This window comes from Streptomyces sp. NPDC090445 (assembly GCF_044769385.1).
Taxonomy (GTDB): domain Bacteria; phylum Actinomycetota; class Actinomycetes; order Streptomycetales; family Streptomycetaceae; genus Streptomyces.
The window spans coordinates 34,053-55,047 of sequence record NZ_JBIVXV010000030.1 but is presented as its reverse complement, the minus strand read 5'-3'; the positions used below and the strand labels follow the sequence as shown (position 1 = coordinate 55,047).

General features: G+C 74.5%; 21 protein-coding genes. 10 read left to right on the top strand and 11 right to left on the bottom strand.

The window, feature by feature from the left end:
• Positions 1 to 43 precede the first annotated feature (43 nt).
• On the top strand, positions 44 to 868 hold the full coding sequence (locus ACIQUT_RS34050) for a transglutaminase domain-containing protein (protein WP_403568744.1): 825 nt from the start codon (positions 44 to 46) through the stop codon (positions 866 to 868).
• A 92-nt stretch (positions 869 to 960) separates the two neighbouring features.
• Complete coding sequence (locus ACIQUT_RS34045; protein ID WP_403568742.1) at positions 961 to 1,116, top strand: hypothetical protein; 156 nt, start codon at positions 961 to 963, stop codon at positions 1,114 to 1,116.
• Positions 1,117 to 1,327: 211 nt separating this feature from the next.
• Here ACIQUT_RS34045 and ACIQUT_RS34040 read toward each other — a convergent pair whose 3' ends face one another.
• Positions 1,328 to 1,879: a GNAT family N-acetyltransferase gene (locus ACIQUT_RS34040; protein WP_403568740.1), complete on the bottom strand. Its 552-nt coding sequence runs from the start codon at positions 1,877 to 1,879 to the stop codon at positions 1,328 to 1,330.
• Between the two features lie 66 nt (positions 1,880 to 1,945).
• Here ACIQUT_RS34040 and ACIQUT_RS34035 point away from each other — a divergent pair, with 66 nt between their 5' ends.
• Together ACIQUT_RS34035 and ACIQUT_RS34030 are read left to right on the top strand one after the other, a co-directional pair.
• Positions 1,946 to 3,046: a hypothetical protein gene (locus ACIQUT_RS34035; protein WP_403568738.1), complete on the top strand. Its 1,101-nt coding sequence runs from the start codon at positions 1,946 to 1,948 to the stop codon at positions 3,044 to 3,046.
• 229 nt (positions 3,047 to 3,275) lie between these two features.
• Positions 3,276 to 3,518, top strand: a complete 243-nt coding sequence (locus tag ACIQUT_RS34030) for a hypothetical protein (RefSeq protein ID WP_403568737.1) — start codon at positions 3,276 to 3,278, stop codon at positions 3,516 to 3,518.
• A 19-nt stretch (positions 3,519 to 3,537) separates the two neighbouring features.
• Here ACIQUT_RS34030 and ACIQUT_RS34025 read toward each other — a convergent pair whose 3' ends face one another.
• The 3 genes from ACIQUT_RS34025 to ACIQUT_RS34015 all read right to left on the bottom strand — a co-directional run bounded on the left by ACIQUT_RS34025 (position 3,538) and on the right by ACIQUT_RS34015 (position 6,685).
• Entirely contained in the window at positions 3,538 to 4,176 is a 639-nt protein-coding gene (locus tag ACIQUT_RS34025; protein WP_403568735.1) for an AAA family ATPase, read from the bottom strand.
• Between the two features lie 100 nt (positions 4,177 to 4,276).
• Complete coding sequence (locus ACIQUT_RS34020) at positions 4,277 to 4,882, bottom strand: dihydrofolate reductase family protein (RefSeq protein WP_403568734.1); 606 nt, start codon at positions 4,880 to 4,882, stop codon at positions 4,277 to 4,279.
• Between the two features lie 162 nt (positions 4,883 to 5,044).
• Positions 5,045 to 6,685, bottom strand: coding sequence for a DUF6056 family protein (locus ACIQUT_RS34015; RefSeq protein ID WP_403568732.1), 1,641 nt, complete (start codon positions 6,683 to 6,685; stop codon positions 5,045 to 5,047).
• Positions 6,686 to 7,029: 344 nt separating this feature from the next.
• Between ACIQUT_RS34015 and ACIQUT_RS34010 the strand changes: the two genes are divergently transcribed.
• A complete protein-coding gene (locus tag ACIQUT_RS34010) occupies positions 7,030 to 8,553 on the top strand; it encodes a hypothetical protein (protein ID WP_403568730.1) in 1,524 nt (507 codons plus the stop codon).
• Positions 8,554 to 8,768: 215 nt separating this feature from the next.
• Here ACIQUT_RS34010 and ACIQUT_RS34005 read toward each other — a convergent pair whose 3' ends face one another.
• Together ACIQUT_RS34005 and ACIQUT_RS34000 are read right to left on the bottom strand one after the other, a co-directional pair.
• Positions 8,769 to 9,293, bottom strand: coding sequence for a hypothetical protein (locus ACIQUT_RS34005; RefSeq protein WP_403568728.1), 525 nt, complete (start codon positions 9,291 to 9,293; stop codon positions 8,769 to 8,771).
• 182 nt (positions 9,294 to 9,475) lie between these two features.
• The gene (locus ACIQUT_RS34000; RefSeq protein ID WP_403568726.1) at positions 9,476 to 11,671 is read right to left on the bottom strand and encodes a PIG-L family deacetylase; all 2,196 of its coding nucleotides are present in this window, start codon (positions 11,669 to 11,671) and stop codon (positions 9,476 to 9,478) included.
• A 407-nt stretch (positions 11,672 to 12,078) separates the two neighbouring features.
• Between ACIQUT_RS34000 and ACIQUT_RS33995 the strand changes: the two genes are divergently transcribed.
• The 3 genes from ACIQUT_RS33995 to ACIQUT_RS33985 all read left to right on the top strand — a co-directional run bounded on the left by ACIQUT_RS33995 (position 12,079) and on the right by ACIQUT_RS33985 (position 14,347).
• The gene (locus ACIQUT_RS33995) at positions 12,079 to 13,137 is read left to right on the top strand and encodes a D-alanine--D-alanine ligase (RefSeq protein ID WP_403568724.1); all 1,059 of its coding nucleotides are present in this window, start codon (positions 12,079 to 12,081) and stop codon (positions 13,135 to 13,137) included.
• 94 nt (positions 13,138 to 13,231) lie between these two features.
• On the top strand, positions 13,232 to 13,789 hold the full coding sequence (locus tag ACIQUT_RS33990) for a GNAT family N-acetyltransferase (RefSeq protein WP_403568722.1): 558 nt from the start codon (positions 13,232 to 13,234) through the stop codon (positions 13,787 to 13,789).
• A 9-nt stretch (positions 13,790 to 13,798) separates the two neighbouring features.
• Positions 13,799 to 14,347 (top strand): NUDIX domain-containing protein, encoded by a 549-nt coding sequence (locus ACIQUT_RS33985; protein ID WP_403568721.1) that lies wholly within the window; start codon positions 13,799 to 13,801, stop codon positions 14,345 to 14,347.
• Between the two features lie 164 nt (positions 14,348 to 14,511).
• Here ACIQUT_RS33985 and ACIQUT_RS33980 read toward each other — a convergent pair whose 3' ends face one another.
• The gene (locus ACIQUT_RS33980; protein ID WP_403568719.1) at positions 14,512 to 15,156 is read right to left on the bottom strand and encodes a response regulator; all 645 of its coding nucleotides are present in this window, start codon (positions 15,154 to 15,156) and stop codon (positions 14,512 to 14,514) included.
• A gap of 10 nt (positions 15,157 to 15,166) precedes the next feature.
• Positions 15,167 to 16,177 carry a sensor histidine kinase gene (locus ACIQUT_RS33975; RefSeq protein ID WP_403568718.1) on the bottom strand — a complete coding sequence of 337 codons (1,011 nt, stop codon included), beginning with the start codon at positions 16,175 to 16,177 and terminating at the stop codon, positions 15,167 to 15,169.
• Between the two features lie 165 nt (positions 16,178 to 16,342).
• Between ACIQUT_RS33975 and ACIQUT_RS33970 the strand changes: the two genes are divergently transcribed.
• A complete protein-coding gene (locus ACIQUT_RS33970) occupies positions 16,343 to 16,930 on the top strand; it encodes a hypothetical protein (protein WP_403568716.1) in 588 nt (195 codons plus the stop codon).
• Positions 16,931 to 17,037: 107 nt separating this feature from the next.
• Here the strand turns inward: ACIQUT_RS33970 and ACIQUT_RS33965 are convergent, their stop codons facing one another.
• The 3 genes from ACIQUT_RS33965 to ACIQUT_RS33955 all read right to left on the bottom strand — a co-directional run bounded on the left by ACIQUT_RS33965 (position 17,038) and on the right by ACIQUT_RS33955 (position 19,591).
• Positions 17,038 to 18,210 (bottom strand): UDP-N-acetylglucosamine--N-acetylmuramyl-(pentapeptide) pyrophosphoryl-undecaprenol N-acetylglucosamine transferase, encoded by a 1,173-nt coding sequence (locus tag ACIQUT_RS33965; protein ID WP_403568714.1) that lies wholly within the window; start codon positions 18,208 to 18,210, stop codon positions 17,038 to 17,040.
• A 155-nt stretch (positions 18,211 to 18,365) separates the two neighbouring features.
• A complete protein-coding gene (locus ACIQUT_RS33960; protein ID WP_403568712.1) occupies positions 18,366 to 19,277 on the bottom strand; it encodes a zeta toxin family protein in 912 nt (303 codons plus the stop codon).
• Positions 19,274 to 19,591 (bottom strand): hypothetical protein, encoded by a 318-nt coding sequence (locus tag ACIQUT_RS33955; RefSeq protein ID WP_403568710.1) that lies wholly within the window; start codon positions 19,589 to 19,591, stop codon positions 19,274 to 19,276. Before ACIQUT_RS33955 ends, ACIQUT_RS33960 begins: the two co-directional genes overlap by 4 nt.
• Before the next feature lie 248 nt (positions 19,592 to 19,839).
• Between ACIQUT_RS33955 and ACIQUT_RS33950 the strand changes: the two genes are divergently transcribed.
• The gene (locus ACIQUT_RS33950) at positions 19,840 to 20,361 is read left to right on the top strand and encodes a hypothetical protein (RefSeq protein ID WP_403568708.1); all 522 of its coding nucleotides are present in this window, start codon (positions 19,840 to 19,842) and stop codon (positions 20,359 to 20,361) included.
• Positions 20,362 to 20,995 lie beyond the last annotated feature (634 nt).

Genomic DNA, 20,995 nt, shown 5'->3' with positions numbered 1-20,995 from the left:
AGTAGTTGAGCGCGTTCAAAAACTCTGTCACGATACGTCGGCCATGACGAGTTCACTTCTGCGGCCACGCGGCCGGATACGTACGGCTCCCGGCACCGGCCCGGCCGGCGCGAGCCCGGTCGCGGGCAGCACCGCGCCGACGCCGATCCTGGACTGGGAGCACCCGCAGGTGACGGCCCTGCTGGCCGAGTTGGCCGACGACACCGAAGTCGAAGCCGACCCCGAGTCCGTGACCGGTGGCCCCTCGCACCAGGTGGCCGCCCTGCGCCGGGCCCACCGCCGGATCTCCCGCACCGTCCGCCCGGTCTACTCGGTCCAGGACGAACGTCCGGTGTCGCAGGTGCTGCGCCGGGGGCGCGGCTCGTGCAGCCAGCGGCTGGCGGTGCTGGAGGCCGTGGCCCGGGCCTCGGGGACCGCGACGCGGGTGCGCGGCCTGGTGGTCGACGGTTCGTTCTGGTATCCGCGCTTCCCCCGGATGCGGCACGTCGTCCCGGACCAGGTGCTGCTGGCCTGGCCGGAGTTCCACCTGGACGGCCCGGTCGCCGGGCAGTGGCTGACCGTGTCGGAACTCTTCGGCGGCCTGGAGCAACTGAGCGGTGAAAGCGGAGGCGGCTTCACCAACGCCGGCCCGGAGACGCTGTTCGAGGCGCTGTCGCGGACCGCGATCGACTGGGACGGCACCACGACGGCCCTGTGCCCGGCCGTCGGCGGTGACGCCACCGCCTGCGACCTCTCCGCCTATGTCCTCACCGACCTGGGCCACTTCGCCTCCCGCGACGAGCTGTTCACCCGCCACGGCCAGACCTTGTGCACCATGGCCAGACTCCTGGCCGAACCGGTCCTGGGCCGCCACGCAGCCGGCAGTTGAGGGGAGGCGACCGGCCTCCCGGGACAGAAAACCGGTCCGCTGTCGGTGGTGGGTGCGACGATCCCCAGGTCAGCGCCTGGAAGGACAAACCCATGGACGCAGTGGTCGGCGCGGCGTCCGAGGTCGCCGAGGAGTGGGACGAGGTCCCGAGCGGACCGGAGTGGCGGCAGGACATCCGCCGTCTCCGCAACGTTCTCGCCCCGCCGGCCCCGCCGGCCCCGCCGGCCCCGCCGGCCCCGCCACAATGAGCCTGTGCCTCAGGCTCCCGGCCCGCTGCCGCTGTTCAGGACGCGTCCTCGATGAGGCCGAAAGCCTCCGGGAACTCTTCCAGGAACTCGCGACGGGCCGGGTCGGACTCGGCTGAGCACGTCATGGCGGTCTCCTGACAGGTTACGGCCATCCCATCAGACACCGCTGACATCACGTTCCGTGTGCCGCACCGCGCGAACGCCCGACCTGTCAGAGCTCCTTGCGCAGGAGGGTGCACATCGTGTGGTGGCGGCGGATCGAGCCGTCGGGGGCTTCCTCGTCCCAGGCGTCCGGCTCGCGACCGTACACGGCGTAGCCCAGGCGCTCGTACAGGGCGCGGGCGCGCGGGTTGTCCTCCTCCACGGCGAGTTCGGCCCGGTGCAGGCTGCGGCTCCGGATCCGCTGTTCGGCGGCTCGGATCAGCAGGGTTCCCAGGCCGTGGGACTGTAGTGCCGGGAGCACGGCGAGCTGCCACAGGTATCCGGCTCCTTCGCTGACCCGGTAGTCGACGCCGCCGATCGCGACCGGGAGGTCCGCCGGGGTGCACACCGCCAGGTAGTCCACCTCGCCGGCCGCCGCGCGCGTCAACTCGTGCTCCACGTGGCGCAGGTGGGTGGCCGAGCCCGACCAGGTGCACGCGGGCAGGTCGCGGGGCAGCAGGTCGCGCACGCTGACGGGCAGCACGATGGTGGCCTCGGGGGGTTCAGGGGTGTGGATCACAAGGGTGAGCCTGTCTGCCGAGGCGTCGGCACGGCAACGCATTTGGCCGGGGGCGGGGTCGGCCCGGCCGGGGAATCCGCTTCGGGGTTCGGGCGTGGGCCGGGCATGATGCGTGGTGTGGATGAGTGGGGAAACCGGCGCGGGCAGGCGCGGTACACGCTGACGGAGACGGAGCACGGTGACGTCTGGGGCACGTGCGACGAGGTGGACGGGCTGTTCGGGGAGCCCGACCACGAGACGTACGAGCTGGCCGGCTGGGTGCCGGAGGAAGGCGTCGGGGCGGACGGCTGGGTGGGCAGCCGGGTCTGGCTGGTGCCGGAGGACAAGGCGCTCGATCCCTGGCTGCTGAGCGAGGCGGAAGCCCTGGGGCCGCTACCCGGGAGGGACTGCCTGCTGCTCAGCGGCGTGGACGACCACGAGGGTCCGCCCGGGGAATACCAGAGTGCCGTGCGCGTGCACGACGAGCACCGGTGGCTGGGCTCCTGCCGGGAGTTCGCCCACGTCGTCCCGGACCGGTGGGTGGCGTCGCCGATCGTGCTGCGGGGGCTCGCCCCGGGTACCCGGCTGCAGCAGACACTTGCGGCGGGCACCCGGGAGGCCCTGGAACTGAACCAGGCCGCACTGGAGATACGGGACGGCCGGGGCGGCGGCCGGCTCACCGACCGGCTGCTGTGGGGCAGGGTCCGCGGCTGGCGCCCGTCCTCCCGCGGGGCGGACCTGATCGACCTGGAGCTCGACACCGAGCTCGCCCGTCCCGTGCCCGCGTACGCCCGCCCCGTCGTGGAGCGTTGGCTCGCCGGGCCGCCGGACACCCCGGGCGCGTGGGCCGACCTCGACAGCCGGCAGCGCGGGGCCTGGCTCGACCTCGTCCGGGAGCGGGCCTGTCTGCGCACCGTCGACGACCGTCCGGCCGGGCACACCTACGTACTCGACGGCCGCCGCATCACCGACGGCCCGAGCCTCTACCTGGCGCTCGGAGAGGCGGTGAACGGCCCCGGCGGCTACTTCGGCGGATGCCTGGCGGCCGTCGACGACTGCCTCGGCGGCACCTTCGGCTACAGCGCCCCCGCAACCCTCGTCTGGGAGGACGCCGCGACGGCGCGCGAGCACCTGTCCCGGGTTCTGGCGCCCGACGGCGAGCCGTACGACCTGTTCGCGGAGGTGCTCGAAGTCCTGGCCGAGGGGCGGATGAGCGTCCGCCTGGCCTGATCCGCTGTGCTGCGGCGGCGAGCATCGCCCGGATGACGCAGTGGGCGGCCCGCTGCTGGTGCCGGTCTGGTGCCGGCCTGCATGCCGCCGGGCCCGGTGGCGGCGGAGGCCCGCGGTCTGCCGGAGCAGGCGTGGTCCCCGGCCGCCCGGACCGTCCACTTCGGGATGGCGGCGGCGGCGCGGCGCGCTGCTTCGGGCGGACGCGCGGACCGCGTGGAACGATTTCTGTATGACTGAGAGCTCGAGCCCGTACATGTCCTCGCCGCGGGTCACCGTCCTGGCGGTGCAGCCCGGCGATCCGCCGTTCCGGATCGTGGAGGTCGACGGGGAGGTGGTCGGTACGGCGAAGTCCATGACAGACGTGATCCTGATTGCCGCGGAGGCAGGCGTCAGCATCCACGACCTCGACGACCTGGACACGGTCCGGTGGGTGGGCGGCGGGAAGTTCACCTGGCAGGAGCCGCACTGGTGACCGTGCGGCCGATGACGCGCTACCCCTGGGCGAAGGCGAGCAGTTCCTTGATCCCGGGGGCGTAGCCGTCGGTGGTGTCCACGGTGAGGACGGGCAGGTCGAGGGTGATGTCGACGAAGTCGTCCGGCACGTAGCGGCCGGCGGCGATGTCGGCCAGGAGAGTGTGGTCGGCGTGCGCCGCGCGGTGGGCGTCGGTCCCGGCGCGCCGGGTGATCCGCCGGACGAGGGTTCCGGTCGACGTGGTGCAGCGGATCACCCGGATGTCGGCGATCTCGGTCAGGGGCTCCAGGCCCGGGCGCCACACCCGGTCCTGGAACGCGGACTCGGCGACCACGGTCACGCCGGCCTTCAGGAGCACGGCGAGGGTCGCGAAGAAGGCGTCCCGGGCGGGGAGGTTGAGGTGGTCGGTGCCGTCCGGTGCGGGGGCGGCACCGCGGACCATGCCCTGTTTGATCTCGTCGCGGATGATCGCCGGGCAGCCGAGCCCGTCGGCGAGAGCGCGGGCGAGGGTGCTCTTCCCGGTGCCGGGCGGGCCGCTGACGACGAGGAGGGTGGGGCGGTGCGGCATGGTGTCCTTCCCGGGGTCGGGGTCGGGAACGGGGACGGCGGCTGCGGGGCGGCAGAGCAGTCGGCGGAGCAGCGGCAGAGCACAGGGCACAGGGCACAGGGCACAGGGCACGTGCCATGGTGCCGTACGGCTGCCGGCTGCCGCGGTGTCGCCACAGCGGCGGTGCGCCGGCCGCCGACGCCTTCCCTGCCTAGAGGTTCCCGGCGCGGTCGGGGGGCCCGTACCGCAGGAGGATGTTGCCCGAGCGGAACGCGGTCACCGCCCCGGGTGTCAGGTGCATGCGGTCCTCCAGGCCGGCGAACAGGCTGCGGCCGCGGCCCAGCAGCACCGGGTTCACGAGGATCCGCAGCTCGTCCACCAGGCCGCGCTCCAGCAGGGTCGCGGTGAGTCCCGAGCTCCCGAAGATCGCGATGTCACCGGCTGCTTCGGTTCGGAGCCGGGCGATCTCGGCGTCCACTCCGCTGCCGTCGACGACGCGGGTGCCCTCCCAGGGGGTGACCTTGCCGCTGTCCGTCACCACGGTCTTCGGCACGGCGTTCATGAAGGCCGCGATTTCGGGCAGCCGCTGCGCGGCCTCGGCCGAGGTCCAGACGTCGGCGAAGTGCTCGTAGGTGCGTCGGCCGAGCAGCAGGGCGCCCACCTCGCGGGTCTGGCGCAGGGTCCAGTCGAAGAACTCCTCGTCACACAGGCCCCAGTCCAACTCCCCCTCGGCTCCCTCGTGATAGCCGTCGAGGGAGCAGAACAGGAAGGCGAACACCTGGCGGCGCCGGTCTCGGGGGGTCGGGTCGTGGCTCATCTCGTCTCCGTCCGGTGATGGCTGTACCGGGGAGGGACTGCCGGCGCAGGCGGAATTCATCGGTCGGCGGTGACCGTCTGCTGCGGGGCGCTGCCCGTCGGCCGCGGGGGCGCTGCCGCCTGCCGCGGGGGCGCTGCCCGCCGGCCGCGGTGCGGGCCGTGTTCAGCGGCGGTGGACGCGGTCGAGGCCGTACCACTTCGCCACGCAGGCGGCGACCCAGTCGCGCTCGTAGGTCCCCGTGAAGAAGGGTTCGGCGAGGTTCCCGATGTGGAGGGGTGTGTAGCCCGCGTCCGTGACGCCGCGCGCGGCCTCGGCGCGGATGCGGGCGTTCTGGGCGTCCCAGGCCGCGGCGCGGGTGACCGTGGCGGTCGTGAGCTGCTGAACGTTCGGGACGAGCGCGGCCGTCGACGCCAGCGTCAGGCAGCCCGCCGCCACCACGCCGACCCCGACAGCCGCAGCCGTGGCCGTGGCCGTGGCCGCAGCCGTGGCCTTGGCCGTAGCCGTAGCCGTAGCCGCAGTCGTGGCCGTGGCCTTGGCCGTACGGGGGCCTGCGCGGGCTGCCGGCCGGCGTGCGGCCCATGCTCCGAGCAGGGTGCCGTAGCCGCAGAGGGCCAGCTCCATCACCACGAGGTAGCTCGTCCAGGTGCGGGCGTACGTCCACCCGGTCGGGCCGTAGCCGCTGCGCAGGCCGGCCACCACGGCGAACGACCCCAGCAGCACCACGGGCACGGGGAGCAACAGCACGGTGACCGGCAGCTTGCGCCGCAGCCCGGGCGGGGAGCCCCGGCCTCGGCCCCGGCTGCGGGGGCTGCCCCCCGGGCCCAGGCTCAGGCCCAGGAGCACGCCGACGGCGGCGGCCCCGAGGTAGGCCCACTGGCCCGTGACCACGTCCCACATGCGCAGCCAGTCCTCGAAGGTGGCCCTGAGCTCGGCCGCGGAGAGCATCGACTGCCGCTCCGGCTGCTGGGCGCGCCGCCACCGGGCCCCTGGGGATGCGTAGAGCACGGCGAGACCGCAGACGAGGCCGGCACACCACAGCAGGCACCAGAGGAAGGGGCGGCGCCGGATGCGCGCCGGCCCGGGGGGCAGCAGTGCCAGCAGGCCGACCGCGGCGGCGAGCAGGCCGCTGACGAGGGCGAACGGCTCGCTCAGGGTGCCGATCGCGAAGGCGATGAGGAAGGCGGCGGCGAAGCCTGCTGCCCGGACGGCGGCGCTGCGGTGGCGGACGGTGTGGACGGCCAGCAGCAGCGCCCACACCCCGATGACGCTCGGGAGGGTGTGGGAGATCGTGGCGGGGGCCCACAGCAGGACCTGGTAGCTGCGGGTGCCGGCGAAGTAGAGCAGTGCCTGGATGACCAGGGCGCAGGCGGTGAGGGGCAGCACCCGGGGTCTGCCGCCGAGCCGGCGGACGAACTCCCGCCCGAGCAGGACCAGGCCCGCCGTGAAGGCGACGGCTATGACGGTCGGGAAGACCTTGATCCCGGTCAGTCCGTCGGCGTAGACGAGACCGCTGAGGAAGGCGTTGGTGATCCGGCCGTTCTGGGTCGTGTAGAAGTCGGCGGTGATGCCGAGGACTCCCAGGTCGCGGGACTTCCAGGCGGCGCACCAGTCGTCGGACGTGGGCCGTACGTAGAGCCCGAGGAAGCAGCCGACGGCGATCAGGGCTCCGGCCGCGGCGACGACGGTGGCGCAGACCCCCGGCAGGAGAAGCCTGCGCAGCCGCGCGCGGCGGGCGGCGCTCGCCCGGCCCGGCGCGGAGGGATGCCCGCGTACGCCCTCGCCCGCCATCGAAGCAGTGCCCATTCACCACCCCTTGTGCAGCGAGCCCCTTGTGCAGCGAGGCCCGACCTGCCGTCGTCGGGCACCCATCGTGTGCACGGTTCGCGGGCACCGGCATCCCGGGCGGGTCGGGACGGGTTACGGGGCGCGGTGCGGCGACGCGGTACGGGGGCGCGGTGCGGCAACGCAGAACGGGGGCGCGTCGCGGGGCCGCGTGACGGGCCCGCGCGGCCGGGCGGAGCCGTTGCTCACCCGTGCGGCGGTATGGCGTAGCACCCTCCGTACGGCTCTTCCACGATGGGCGATGGGGATGGGATGGGGATGGGGATCAGGGTGCGCGTAACGGAGGCCCGACGGGAGGTGTGGCGATGCCCGGTGTCCAGCTCGTCCGGTGGGCGGTCTTCCGGTGGTCGCTCTTCCGGTGGGCGGTGTTCGCGCTGTGCCTGGCGGGCGTCGCCCTTCCCGTGTGTGCTGCGGGCCGGCAGGTCGGGCGGCCGTCCGACCGGACACCGGAGCGGCCCGGGTTCCTCGTCGGACCCGTCGGGCACCAGGGGGGCGGCGGCCACGGTGACGCCGTCGGCGGCTACGCGCCGCTGTCGGTGCTCGCCGCCCCCACCGTCGGGCTCCTCGCCAACGCGACCACCGCCGTGGGCATCCCGCCGGCCACCGCCAAGGGTGCGCGGTACGTCGGGGAGAGCAACGTACTGCGGCTGCCGTCGGGCTGGTGGGCGTACCTCCCCGCCGCCAGGACGGCGTCGGACGTGGTCCCCCGCGACCATCCGGCGGCCCTGCGGCAGATCGCGCAGAGTCGCGCCTGGCTGGCCGCGGGCCGGGTCCCCGGCAGGACGCCGGCGCAGCGCGCGGCGGCCGAGCGGGCCCTGCTGTCGATGCGCGCCCTGCTCCGGCCGAACGGTGCGATGGCGGCGGGCTGGACGGCCGGCTGGCGGTACTCCTGGCCGCGGGACTCCGGCTTCGCGGCGGCCGCGTTCGCGCACACCGGCCACGACGCCGAGGCCTTCCGGATCCTGCGCTACAGCGCCGCGACGCAGCGCAAGGACGGCACCTGGGAGGCACGGACGAAGCTCGACGGTTCCGGCCCGCCGGACGGCAGGCGGTGGCAGCTGGACGCCAACGGCTGGGTCCCCTGGGCGGCGTGGCAGTGGTACCGGGCGGCTCCCCGGGACACCCGCCGGGCCCGGCTGACGACCCTCTACCCGATGATCCGCAAGGCGGCCGACCGCGCGGCGGCGTCCCTGCGCGGGGACGGGCTGCCCCCGGCCTCCCCCGACTACTGGGAGCTGATGACGACCACGCCGAACATCGGTACGGCCGCGCCCCTCCTCGCCGGGCTCAATGCCTCCGCGGACCTCGCCCGGGAGGCGGACCGGCCGGGCGACGCGGCGCGCTGGGCCGCCGCCGCGCGCCGGCTCTCCGCCGGGATCGCCGCGCGGTTCGCTCCCCTGGGGTACCAGCGCACCGTCGACGGGCGGCACGGGCGCGACAGCGCGGTGGCGTTCATGGCGCCCCCCTTCAACGCGGCCCCGGCCGACCTGCCGCGGGCGCTCGACTCCACGTACCGGGCGCTGCGCCTGCCGAACGGGGGGCTCACCCCGGGGAACGACCCCACCGCGCCGTGGGGCGGGAACGCCTGGACACCGAGTACGGCGTTCTTCGCGCTCGCCTGGGCCGGTACGGGGAGGCCGGCCGAGGCCGAACGGGTGCTGGGCTGGATCCTGTCCAAGCGGAACGCGCTCGGCGAGCTGCCGGAGAAGGTGGACAGGGAGGGGCGGCCCGCGTCGATCGCGCCGCTCGCCTGGACGGGCGCGATCACCGTGCTCTCCCTCGTGGCGCTCGACGGCCGGCCGCTGCCCACGCCGCCCTTGCGGCCTTAGCCCGCCGGTGCGCCCCACGGGAACGGTGGGACGTGGCTTCGCCGGACGTCCGGCTGCCGGGCCGGTGAGTGGCTCGTGTACGAGCGAACCTGCGGGGACGGGCCGTCGGGGGCTGGGGGGAGTCTTCGTCTTCCCGTTCGAGAGCCGCTTTCGAGAGCCGCTCTTGTCGCCGTTTCCGGGACGTCGGCGAACACCGTTCAAGACGGGGCGGGGTTTCAGACGGGATCCGTCCCGTCAGCGGGCGGCGGGGCGGTGCGTACGCGCTCCAGCGCGGCGAGGAGGTGCCGGTACGCGATCCTCTCGGCGGCCACAGCCCGCCTGAACGGTGTGTACCGCGGATCACGGCCGGCCCGGGCGTCCGCGGCGGTGGCGACGCGGAGCTCCCGCGCCCGGGCCAGATCGGTCACGGCGTCGACGTACCCGGCGTCGAGGAGCCGGTGCTCCAGGGCCTGGCCGAAGGCGCGGTCGGCGAGCGGGCCGAGCCGGTCGAGGTCGTCGGCGCAGCGCTCGGGGGCCGTCCCGGCACAGCCCTCGTCGAGGGCGCGGGACAGCGAGCCCAGGGTCGCCTTGAGGTCCGGGTAGCCCCAGGACGGGGCGGTGTCGTTCCTGCACCCGGTGGCGACGGCGGCCAGTACGGCGACGGAGGCGACGGCGCGGACCGCTCCGCCCGGAGCCGTGCGGCCGCACGCGGCAGAGCGGGGGAAGGAAGGCGGAGGCGGAGGGGGAGGGGGAGGGGTCATGGCAGCCCCGATCGCCGTCGGTCACGAACGAGTGGCACGAGCCGACCACCGCCGGGCCGCCGTGCGGCGGTGCTCTGCCCGCGTCCGGGGCCTGCCGGCGGGGTGGTCTGGCCGTCATCCTCGCCCGCGCCGGTCGGCGCTGCCACCGGAGGCGCCGGGGCGTGTCGCCCCGGATCGGCGGCTTACGGCAGTGGGCCTGCGGCGGAGCCCGTGCCCGGGCGTCCGGCCAGGGCGGCCATCCAGGGCTGGACCGCCCGGTGCCAGGGGGCGGGGGCGCCGCTGCCGGGCGGCCCGGACTCGGCCGCGGGAGCGGCCGCCATGATGTGCAGGCCGCCGTCGAGGCCGACCGCCGCCGCGACGGCGCTGCCGTCCGGCTCGGCCACGGCCGCGGGGGCGCCCGTGTACAGCATCTGGGACTGGTGCCAGGACGGCGGGCCGTCCGTCCCCGACACGCTGACCGTGCCCGCGCCGGCCCGGCCCGCGAGCAGGCGGCCCGCGACGCTGACGGCGCCGTAGCCGCCGTCGCCGCCCGCCTCCGTGACCGGGGAGAACTCCGCCTCCGCCGGGCTGTCCGCGTCCACGTCCGTGTCCGTGTCCGTTCCTGCGCCCGTGTCCGTGCCCGCGGCGGCCAGGCCCGTGCCGACGGCGCCCGTGCCGGGGCGGCGGAAGTACAGGCGGACGCCGCCGTCCTCCTGCGGGCTCGCCGAGAGCGGGCCCGTGGTCGCCGGCAGGCCGGTCGGGAGGGGGCCGCTGTGCGGGGCGTCCGGGGCCGGCTGGACCCAGGCGAGCACGGTCGCCGCCGTCGCCGCGTACACGTGCCGCCGCCCGGAGCCGTCGGTCGCGGTCACGGGGTCGCCGAGCAGGCCGGTGCCGCCCAGGTCCTGCCACGCGCCGAAGGCGGCGTCCGGGGCCGGCTGGGTACGGGCGCGCAGGGTGTGCCGGGAGTCCCGTACGTACACCGTCATGCGGCCCGTGCCGTCGACGGAGACGGCCGGTGCACTGATCGCCGAGGTGGCGGACACGTTCGAGACGTCCGGAGTGCCCAGCGACTGCCACGGGCCGAACGCGACACCGTCGGGCGCGCTCTGGACGGCGTACACGACCTCCCGGCCGTACGCCTCGTGCGTCGCGCCCAGGGTGGTGCGGGTGCCGAACACCGCGATCCGGCCGTCGGGGAGCCGGGCCGCCGCCGCCCCGGTGTCGATGCCGGTGCCGGGGAGGAAGCGGGGGCCCTGCCAGGGGGCCTGGGCGCCGCTGCGCGACCAGTACGCCATCTGCCCGTCCAGGGCGGCGAAGGCCCACAGCCGGCCGGCGCGGCCCTCGGTCATCCAGGAGGTGCTGTCGCCGCGGGCGTAGCGGAGGGTCTGGCTCCAGCCGGCGCCGGCGGGGCGGGTCGCGGTCTTGCGGTCGCCGCAGCCGGCCGGGCTGCCGCACCAGTCCTCGCGGTCCATCCAGGCGTAGGTCTTGAGGTAGCCGAGCTTCTCCTCGGCCGTCTGCGGGTCGAGCGTCGGGGGCAGGGAGGTGTTGGCGTAGCTCATGTAGTTCTGGAGCGAGAAGTGCGGCCGGTCCGCGGACTTGGCGTAGCGCTCGGCGGCGGCCTGCACGAAGCGGGCGCCGTACATGTGGTCCTGGTGGTCGAGGAAGGCGCCGCCGCCGGCCGCCTTGCCGGGCGTCGGGTCCTGCGTCCGTATCGCGGTCGGCCGGTACATCGCGAAGACGCCCGCGATGGCGTCCACCGCCTGGTCCTTCGTGTACGAGAACGCGAGCTCGACCGGCGTCCCGGAGGTCAGCTGGGCGCCCAGGGCGGGGACCCGGTCGTCCCACAGGCCGCGCAGGCTGTCCGGGTTGTCGCCGGAGATGCTGCGGGCCTCGCGCAGCTGCATCCACACCAGGTTGACCTCGGGCCGGGCAGTGAGGACGTCCACCTCGGCGCTCCCGCCGCCGGCGGTGGGGACGGACTTCCGCTCCCAGGGGCTGGTGCGGTCGCCGGTGGCCATCTGCGCGTAGGCGGCCCGTATGCCGTTCTGGCGGGCCTCGGCGTAGGCGGCGCGGTCGGCGGGGCCCTCGGGGTCCTGAAGGTGCGGGCTGTGGGCCTCGTTGCGGCCGTCGGACTCGCCGGAGGTCAGGTAGACGGTGGTGACCTTGACGCCCGCGGATATGGAGCGGCTCAGGTCGGGGTTCATGAAGAACAGGTCGTCGTCGGGGTGGGCGACGACGTGGAGGACCGTGCCTTCGGTCACACTCGGGCGGACGGCCGCCCGGGGGGCCGTCGCCGACTGCTCGACGCCGTATCCGTAGGCCCAGGTCGTCACGCCGGCGGCGCCGACGGAGAGCGCGGCGAGCAGGCCCGCGAGGCGGGTGCGGGTGACGAGGGACATGGAGAACGCCTTGGGGATCGGTCCGGTGCGGAGTGCCGCCGGGGAGGGCGGTGTCGGTGCCCCAATGGCTCCATCACTGCCGGAGACGACCGGGCCCGATTATGCATCGCCGGTTTTCGACTGACACACCATCAAGGGGTATATGCCGAAAACTGAATTGAATGGGCCATATGTCGTGGTTGTCCTATTTGTCGCAGCCTGGAGGCCCGGATTTCGGCTCTCGACCGCGCGGCGGGCGCCGACGGGATGACGCACATCACACCGGCGGGGCCGACGGCTGACGACCCGCGGCCGACGGCTGACGACTCGCGGCCGACGGCTGACGACTCGCGGCCGACGGCAGCCGACCGGTCGTTCTCGGCCTGTCGGCGGCCGCGGAGGGTTGCGGGACGGGTCACAATCCCGGCATGCGAATCGTGATCTTGTGTGGTGGTGAGAGCCCGGAGCGAGACGTCTCCCTCGCCTCGGGCGGCTCGGTCGCCCGGGCCCTGCTGGAGCGCGGCCACGAGGTGGTGCTGGTCGACCCGGCCGCCGAGACGCCGGTCCTGGCCGGGCCCCTGCGCCCCGGTGACGTGGTGGAGGCGTTCACGGTCGGCAAGGAGCCGCCGTCCGGCCTCGGCCGGCGGCTCCTGCAGCAGCGCATGGACGCCGCCCTGGCCGACGAGGCCAACGGGGCCGACGGGCCGGTGCTGGGGCTGCTGCGCGACGCGGACCTCGTCTTCCTCGCCCTGCACGGCGGCTGGGGCGAGGACGGCTGGGTGCAGGGCCGGCTGCGGGAGGCGGGCATCCGCTTCACCGGCGCGAACAGCACCGCGTGCCGGGCCGCCTGGCACAAGGACCGGGCACAGGCCGTCCTGGGCGCCGCGGGGCTGCCCGTGCCCGAGCGCGCGCTGTGGCAGCCCGGCACCGACGAGGTGCCGCACGACGTGCAGCGGCTGCTGGCTGCCGGTCCGGTGGTGGTCAAGCCCGTCGCGGACGGGTCGAGCGTGTCGGTGCACCGGGCCGACTCCCTCGCGGAGCTGGAGCGGATCGCCGCGGGGATGCGGGCCGGTGAGGGCGAGCTCCTGGTGGAACCGTTCCTGCCGGGCCGGGAGTTCACCGTGGCCGTGGTGGGCGACCAGGTGCTCCCGGTGGTCGAGATCGAGCTGAGCACGCCGCTGTTCGACTATGCGGCCAAGTACCAGCCCGGAGCGGTGAGCGAGGTGTGTCCGGCCCGGATCCCGGCGGAGTTCGCGGCCCGGCTCCAGGAGCTGGCCCTGCGCGCGCACGACGCCCTGGGCTTCGATGCGCACACCTACTCCCGCACCGACTTCCGCTGCGACGCGGCGGGCGAACCCCTGTGCCTGGAGGTCAACGCCCTCCCGGGGCTGACGGCCACGAGCCTGCTGCCCCTCGCGGCATCCGGCGCGGGCTGGACGTACGCCGACCTGATCCAGCGCATCGCGGACCTCGCCACCACGCCCTGAGACGCGCCGTACGGCTCTCCCTGCCCCGGCCGGCGGGCCCGTACGGCGACGGGGCGACGACGGCGGCGCGGGCGTACCGTGCCAGAATCCGAGGATGAGTTCGACCACTGACTCCACCGCACCGGTCACTCTCCGGCCCGCGGGTGCTGAACACCGTCCCGTCGTCGAGCAGTTGGCACAGCTGTACCGGCACGACCTGTCGGAGTTCCTCGGCCACCTCCCCGCGGCCGACGGGCGGTTCGGGTTCGGCAGCCTGCCCCTGTTCTTCGACGAGCCGGGGCGGGAGGCCCTGCTGATCCGGTACGGCCCGGCGCCGGCCGGCTTCGTCCTGACCCGTCCGCTGCCCGAGGGCGCGACCTCGATCTCCGCGTTCTTCGTCGTACGGGCGCTGCGCCGGCGCGGCGTCGGCCGACAGGCGGCCCTGCAGCTGCTGCGCTCCCGGCCCGGCGCCTGGGCGATCGCCTTCCAGGAGGCGAACGCGGGCGCCGCCCGGTTCTGGCGCGGCATCGCCACGGCGGCCGTGGGCCCGGCCTGGCACGAGGAAACCCGCCCGGTCCCTCCTCCGGCCCCCGCGAACCTGCCGGACGACCACTGGATCCTCCTGAACACGGCCGCCGACCGTGCGAGCGGCGGTGTCAGCGGGCCTTCGTAGGGTGATCGGATGACCGGAAACGGGATCGGGCAGCGGGTCTTCGACGCGGCCGCGGCGGACGCGGACCTCGCGGTCGTGGAGCTGGACGGTGCGCGCCGGTGGCTGGCGGCGGCCGGGCCGGAGCTGGAGGGCCCGCTCGCGGCCGAGGTCTGGGTGTTCGACGGGACGCTGTCCCGCGTCCTGCTGGTGCAGCACCGGTGGCGGGGGCCGGTGCCGCCGGGCGGGCGCGTGGAGCCGGGCGAGACCCCCCGGCAGGCAGCGGGGCGGGAGTTGCTGGAGGAGACCGGGGTTCGGGCGGAGCTGTTGCGGGAGCCGGCTCTGGCGACCGTCCGCTCCTACCGGCCGGGCGCGGCGGCGACGTTCGGGCTGTCGTACGCGGCGGTCGTCGACGCCGGCGTACCGCTGCAGGCGGAGAGCGGGCAGCCGGCGGCGTGGATGCGCCTGGAGGAGGAGTGGGACAGCTGCTTCCCCGGCGACCGGGCCCGGATGCGCCGGCACGCGGCATGGGTGGCCTCGCGCTCCCGACCGGGGCCGGGGCGGCGGCCTGCCGGATCGTGACGGGGCGCAGCGTCACGTCCGTCCGGGCCCGACGACCACATGGCGGCGCCTTTCCTCGCCTCTCCCCGCCGCGCCACGGCAGGCGGGGAGAGGCGAGGAAAGGCGAGGAAAGGCGGGGGAAGCGGGGAAAGGCCGGGGAGAGGCGGGGAGGGGCCGGTGCGGTCCTACTCCGGGCCGACGACGCCGTGTTCCCATGCCCAGGCCGCGATGCCGACGCGGTTCCGCGCCCCGAGTTTGGCCTGCACGTTGGCGATGTGCGTCTTGGCCGTTCCCGCGCTGATGAACAGCTCGGCCCCGATCTCCGCGTTGGTGTGCCCCCGGGCCACCAGCCGTACGATCTCCAGCTCGCGCCCCGTGAGGAGCCGCGCGGCTGTCGAGGGTGCTTTCTGTTCGGGCCGTGTCGCGAGCCGGCTGAGCAGCCGGACCGTGATCTGCGGGCTGATCAGGGTGTCGCCGGCCATCGCGGCCCGGACCCCCTCGATCAGCAGGGCCGGGCCGGATCGTTTCAGCAGGAATCCGCAGGCTCCGGCCTGCAGGGCGGTGTGCACGTATTCGTCGAGGTCGAAGGTGGTCACGACGACGACCCGGGTCTGCGGGGCGAGCAGCCGGGTCACCTCCAGCCCGTCCAGCCGGGGCATGCGGATGTCGGTGAGCACGACGTCCGGGCGCAGGTCCCGGGCGAGGGCCACCGCGCTGTGCCCGTCGGCGGCCTCCCCCACGACCGTCATGTCCGGCTGGGAGTCCAGGATCAGGCGGAATCCGCTGCGGATGTCCTCTTGGTCGTCGGCTATCAGGATGCTCGTGGTCACCGCATCATGATCACCCTTGGGGGGCTCCGTGTGCCGGGAACACGGCCGAAACGCGCCAGCCGCCGTCGGCGCCCGCCGGGCCGGCCGCGAGGGTGCCTCCGGCCGCCTCCACCCGTTCCCGCAGCCCGGTGAGGCCCGTACCGCCTGCGTGGCGGCGCCGGGCCAGGAGGCTGCGCGGGGCTCGCGGGGTGCGCGGGGGCGGGGTGTTGGTGACGGCCAGTTCGATGCCGTCGGGCCGCCTGCGGCGTACGGTCACGCGGACGCCGGCGGCGCCGGGCGCGTGCCGTCGTACGTTCGTCAGCGCTTCCACCGCGACCCGGTACGCGGCGGTGTCCGCCTCCCGGGACAGGCAGGTCAGGGCCTCCTCGTCGGCTTCCAGGACCCCGCCCTCGAACCGGCCGACGAGCCCGTCCAGTTCGGCGAGCCCGGGTGCGGGGGCGGCCGGGCCGCCGCCTGCCTCGCGCAGGGCGTGGACGGTCCGGTCCAGCGAGGCGAGGGCGCTCAGCCCTGCCGCCTCGATGCGTTCCAGCGCGCGTACGGCCTGGCGCGGATCGGCGTCGGCGACGAACCGGGCCGCCTGGGCCTGCACCAGGATGGCGCTCACGTCGTGCGCGACGAAGTCGTGGAGGTCGCGGGCCAGTTCCAGCTGCTGCTCGCGCCGCGCGTCGCGGACGGCCTGCCGGGTGTGCGCCGCGTGCCGGCGCAGGTGGGCGCCGACGGCGACCGCTCCCAGGCCGGGCAGTGCCCAGAAGGCCGCCGCCCCGAAGGCTTCCAGCCACGACGCCCCTTCGGCCCGCACCAGCGGTGCCGGCCACAGTGCCACCGCGGCGATCCCGAAGGCGGCCGCGGGGCTCCCGGACCGTACGGGCGACCATCGCGCGACCAGCCCGAGCAGCGGGAGGAGCACCGCCAGCCCGGCCATGGACCACAGGCCGGGGGCGCGGGCGAGCGAGCCGGCCATGGACAGCACGGCGGCGCCCGCGAGCACCGGGGCGTACGGGAATCGCGGAAGCGTGGTCATGGGACAACCCTATGAACGGCCTTGCGGGCGCGGCATCCGCCGTTCGGCAGAGGCTCCCGCACCGCCCCGGCCGCACGGTCTGCCGATCGGCGAATGGTGCATGGCGGGCGGCCGGAAGGAGCCTTGAGGCACACCGCCCGCCGCCCACCGAACAGGATCCGGACGATGCCGACCACCACCGCAGCAACCGCCGAACACGCGACCCCCGCCGCCCCGCTCCCCGCACCCGCTTCGCTCGCCATCGTGCCCGGTGTCTCGCGGACCGCCCGGTGGGCCGCCAGGGGCGCGGCCCTCACGCTCGTACCGACGGGGCTGTGGCGCACCGCGATCGCCTTCGGGGTGCCCTCGGGCTTCAAGGAGGGGGATCTGCTGCACGTCGACAACTACCCCGGGCGGTATTCCTTCTACCTGATCGCGCTGAGCGTCTTCGCCGAGCTGGTCGGCATGCTGGCCCTCGGCCTCGTCCAGCGCTGGGGGGAAGTGCTCCCCCACTGGGTGCCGTGGCTCGGCGGCCGGCGCATCCCGCCGCTCGCTGCCGTCGTCCCCGCCGCCACGGGCGCCGCGGCGGTCACACTGATCACCATCCACGGGGCGCTGCAGTGGAACAGCCCGGACAACATGGGCGGCGAGCTCACGCCGACGGGCTTCGCCCGGTGGGCCATGACCGCCTGCTACGCGCCCCTGCTGCTGTGGGGCCCGCTGCTGGCCGTGGCCACGGTCGCGTACTGGCGCCGCCGCCGACTCCACGGCTGACCGACCGGCGGAGAGAGCGTACAGCGGAGACGGCAGACGGCAGACGGCAGACGGCAGGTGGCAGGCGGCAGGCGGCAGGCGGGAATGCCTGCCGCCTGCCGGGAGGGTCAGCCGGTTGCCGCGGACAGGAGTACGTCCACGAGCCGGTCCGCGGCGTCCGGGCGCCCGTACGCCCTGGCGCGATCCGCCATCGCCGCCCGCCGGGCGGGATCGGTCAGCAGCGGGCCGACCGCGTGCTGCAGGACCTGCCCGGTGACCTCGCCGACCAGGGCGACGGCCGCACCGGCATCGGCCAGGTGCCGGGCGTTGTGGACCTGCTCGTTGCCGGCCGAGGTGGCGAGCGGCACGAACACGGCCGGCTTCCCGAGCGCGGTCAGCTCCGCCAGCGTCCCGGCGCCGGACCGGGACACCACGATGTCGGCCAGCGCCAGCACGTCCGGCAGCTCCGGCCCGACGAAGCCGGTCACGTGGTACCGGCCGGCCAGGACCGGGTCCAGGCCGGCGGCGGCCGCGCGGAGTTCGTCCACGTTGGCCGGGCCGCACTGGTGGATCACGTTCGCGTGGCTCAGGAGCCACGGGAGTACGTCCCGGACGACCCCGTTGATCTGCTGGGCGCCCTGCGCGCCGCCGGTGACGTACACGGTCGGCAGGCGGCGGTCGAAGCCGGTGAGGTTCAGTGCCTGTACGGCCTTGTCGCCGTGACCGGTGAGGACCTCCGGCCGGATCGGGTTGCCGGTGACGACCGCGGCGCCGCGCAGTTCGGGGGAGAGCAGTTCGAGCGAGGACTCCGAGGACAGGGCGATCCGCGTGGCCGAACCCGCGAGCTTGCGGTTGGCCAGGCCCAGGCGGACGGTCTGCTCGTGCAGCACGAGCGGACGCCGGCACAGGCGGGCCGCCAGGCCGGCCGGGACGGCCACGTACCCGCCCGTGGCGAGGACGACGTCGGGCTGGAACTCCGACACGATGGACCGGGCCTGTGCCACGCCGAGCGGCACGCGCGCCATGTCCTTCATGTTCGCCGCCGACAGCATCTTCAGCGGGTTCGCGGCCCGCCGGATCTTCCCGGTGGCGACCGTCCTGAACGGAATGCCCTCCGCGGGGGCGATGCGCGCCTCCAGGCCGTCGGCGGCACCGATCCACAGCACGTCCAGGGTGCCGCCCGCTGCCGCGAGCCGGCCCTGCAACGTCCGGATCGCCGTCAGGGCGGGATAGGTGTGGCCGCCGGTACCTCCTCCCGTCACGAGCAAGCGGAAGGACCGGGGCAGCAAGGGAGCGTTCACGCGGCAACCCTAACCGCTGCCGCGGACCGGCCGCGATCCGGGGAGTTGGGAACCCCGGGAAACCAACCGGAGGGCCGGGGAACCTGCCCGTCCGCACGCCCCGCGCCCCCCGCGCCCCCGCACCTGCGTACGCCGCCCGCACCCGCCGGCGCCCTTCACTTCAAGGCGTGCGGATCCCCCACGGCTGCCGGAGCAAAAGGAACGGCGAGGGCGGGGCGGGCCAATGCGTCGATCCGGGCCAGGCTCCCGGCCCACTCCGGGCCCATCTCGGTGTGGAGCTTGCCCTGCGACCGCAGGAAGTCGGCGCTCTCGGCAGCGGACCACGGCCGGGAGCGCTCCGCCTCGACGGCCGCGGCCAGCGCCGGGGGGTTCCGCCACGTGCCGGTGGCGTCCAGGGCGTTGGAGTGGCGCGGCGTTCCTTCGCCGCGCCGGAACACCGCAACGTGGTCGGCCAGCGCCTGCTCGTCGACCAGCCGGGCCAGGTCCATGATCCCGTCGTACGACCGGTCGGCGTTGGCCTGGACCGTGAGCCGGCCGTTGCCCCGATCCTTGACCTGCTCGTGGTACCGGTTGATGATCCCCTGGTTGCTCATCGCCTCGGGCACGGCGATGAAGACGCCCTCGACGCGGAAGCCGCTGTCCCGGTACGCCCGGATGGTCACGGCCACCGCCGCGGCGTCCTGCGAGGTCTCCTGGATGACCGCGTTCAGCCGGTTCTCGCGTACGTACTCGTGTGCTCGGGCCATCCACCGGCGGCCGTCCGCCCGGGTGCAGGCGGTCATGAGCCTGTCGTCCTGCTGCAACAGGCGTGCGTACGCGGGGTGGTAGGGCTTGTAGAGGTCGCTGTCCACGTCGACGAAGCCGCCGCGCCGGTTCAGCGGGTCCGCGAGCAGGTGCCCCACGCGGGTCTTGCCCGATCCGGGCTGGCCGACGAGGAACACGACGGTGGGCCGCTCCTGCGGCGACCGCCCCGCGCACTGCTGCGGGACGATCCGGTCGAGGAAGATCCGGCGGTTCTCGGCATCCGGCAGCAGATGCCGTGCCACCGCCTCGGGATCCGTCGTCACGACCCCTCCTCCGCCGGCAGGCGCCGCGCCAGGTCCGCGTAATGGCGGCGGGCCTCGGCGATCTGCGCACGGTCGGTCGGCACCAGCCCCTCGCGGACCCGCGCGCACCGCCCCTGCCCGTCCAGCAGCCGCGAGATCAGGCCGACGTCGGGGCTCTCCTTGCACTGCTCGGCATGGATCCGGGCGGAGTACGCGCCCACCGCGCCGTTGATCGCCTCGATGGCGGCCTCGTAGGCCACCGACTCCTCGCTCGACCAGGCGAAGCCCGTGATCGACGCGATCACCGGATCGTCATGCGGTTCGGAACGAACCATCAGGAACCTCTCTCCCGTCGGGGGCGCACCGTTCCCATGGTCAACCACGGCCGCGCAGGACCGCTCACATTCCCGCCACCTTCCCCGCCAACCCACTTGAACAAAGTTCAAGAAGAGCCTTGCGCGACCTCCACCTCGACCCCTACAGTTCTCAACGCCAGGACTTGAACTAAGTAAAAGTCAACCGTGGCCCACAACCCGCCACCCCACAACCGCACCACCCCATCACCGAAAAGGAACCCCCTCCCGTGAACCCCACCACCCTCGCCGCCATCCTCCAGCTCCTGCTCGCCGCCACCTTCTTCGTCATCCCCACCATCGCCTGGACCCGCGGCGGCGCCTCCCAGGACGCCGCCGAGGCCGAGATCAGCCGCCAGGGCCACAGCCCCTCGGTCCTCGCCCAGCACGGCATCGCCTTCCGTGAGAAGCCGTGGGAACTCGCCCTCGCCCTCACCATCGGCGTCGCCCTCACCGCCCTCGGCGTCCTCAACCTCACCGGGAACCCCACCGGCCGCCTGCTCTCCTGGATCGCCGAGCCCGTCGTCCTCCTCGGCGTCGGCTTCATCACCGCCGGCCAGGTCTTCGCCACCGCCTACACCCGCGCCGCCTTCGCCCGCTCCGCCGACTCCGCTCTCCACACCGTCGACGCCGCCGCCCTCATCGCCGCCGCCAACACCCCCTTCCCTGCCTGGCTCCGCCCCCTCGTCCTCACCCGCTTCGCGCTCGCCACGGCCGGCTCCGCCGCCGTCCTGCTCCTCCTCTGGCTCTGAGCCGCCGCGTCACCCACCGCCCACCGCCCACCACCCCACCCCGCTCCCCCGGCGACTTCCGCTCGACGAAGCATTCGTCCAGCGGAGATGGCCAGGGGAGCGGCGCACGTGCGCGCTGTGCTGACGGATGCGGCCTGGCCCGCCCGCCGAGCAGGCCGTGACGGCCCTGCCTCGCGGCCATGCTGGGCGAAGAAGCCAGGGGTCAGGGCGCGGGTGGCAGCGGCGAAGCTGTGGCCACCCGCGTCAGAGAAAGGCGATGAAGCTACCCTGCGACTGAACCAGGCATCGAGATGGCCTGCCAGAAGCGCCTCAGCCATGGTCAGCCTTCAGAGGGACTACCGGCGGCGGACGATCTCCTCGTAATCCTCTTCGGCGATCTGGTCGAGGAGCAGCGCTCCTGCCACGACGTCAGTCGTGTTGTCCCGGTGGTCCGGCAGGGTATGGGCGGGGTCGAAGTCGCGTTCCTCAAACGGCCAGGCAGCAACCGTACTGATCGTCTCTTCCCTGCCGACCTCTCCACCCTCGTGGCTGTCCAGGCAGGCCCCTCGGACCCGTCACCTGTTTGACCGGCTTCGTGGCCGGCTGGGGGCGCGGGGGCTCCACCGGTTTCTTCTGCGGTGGTGGCGACTTCGGG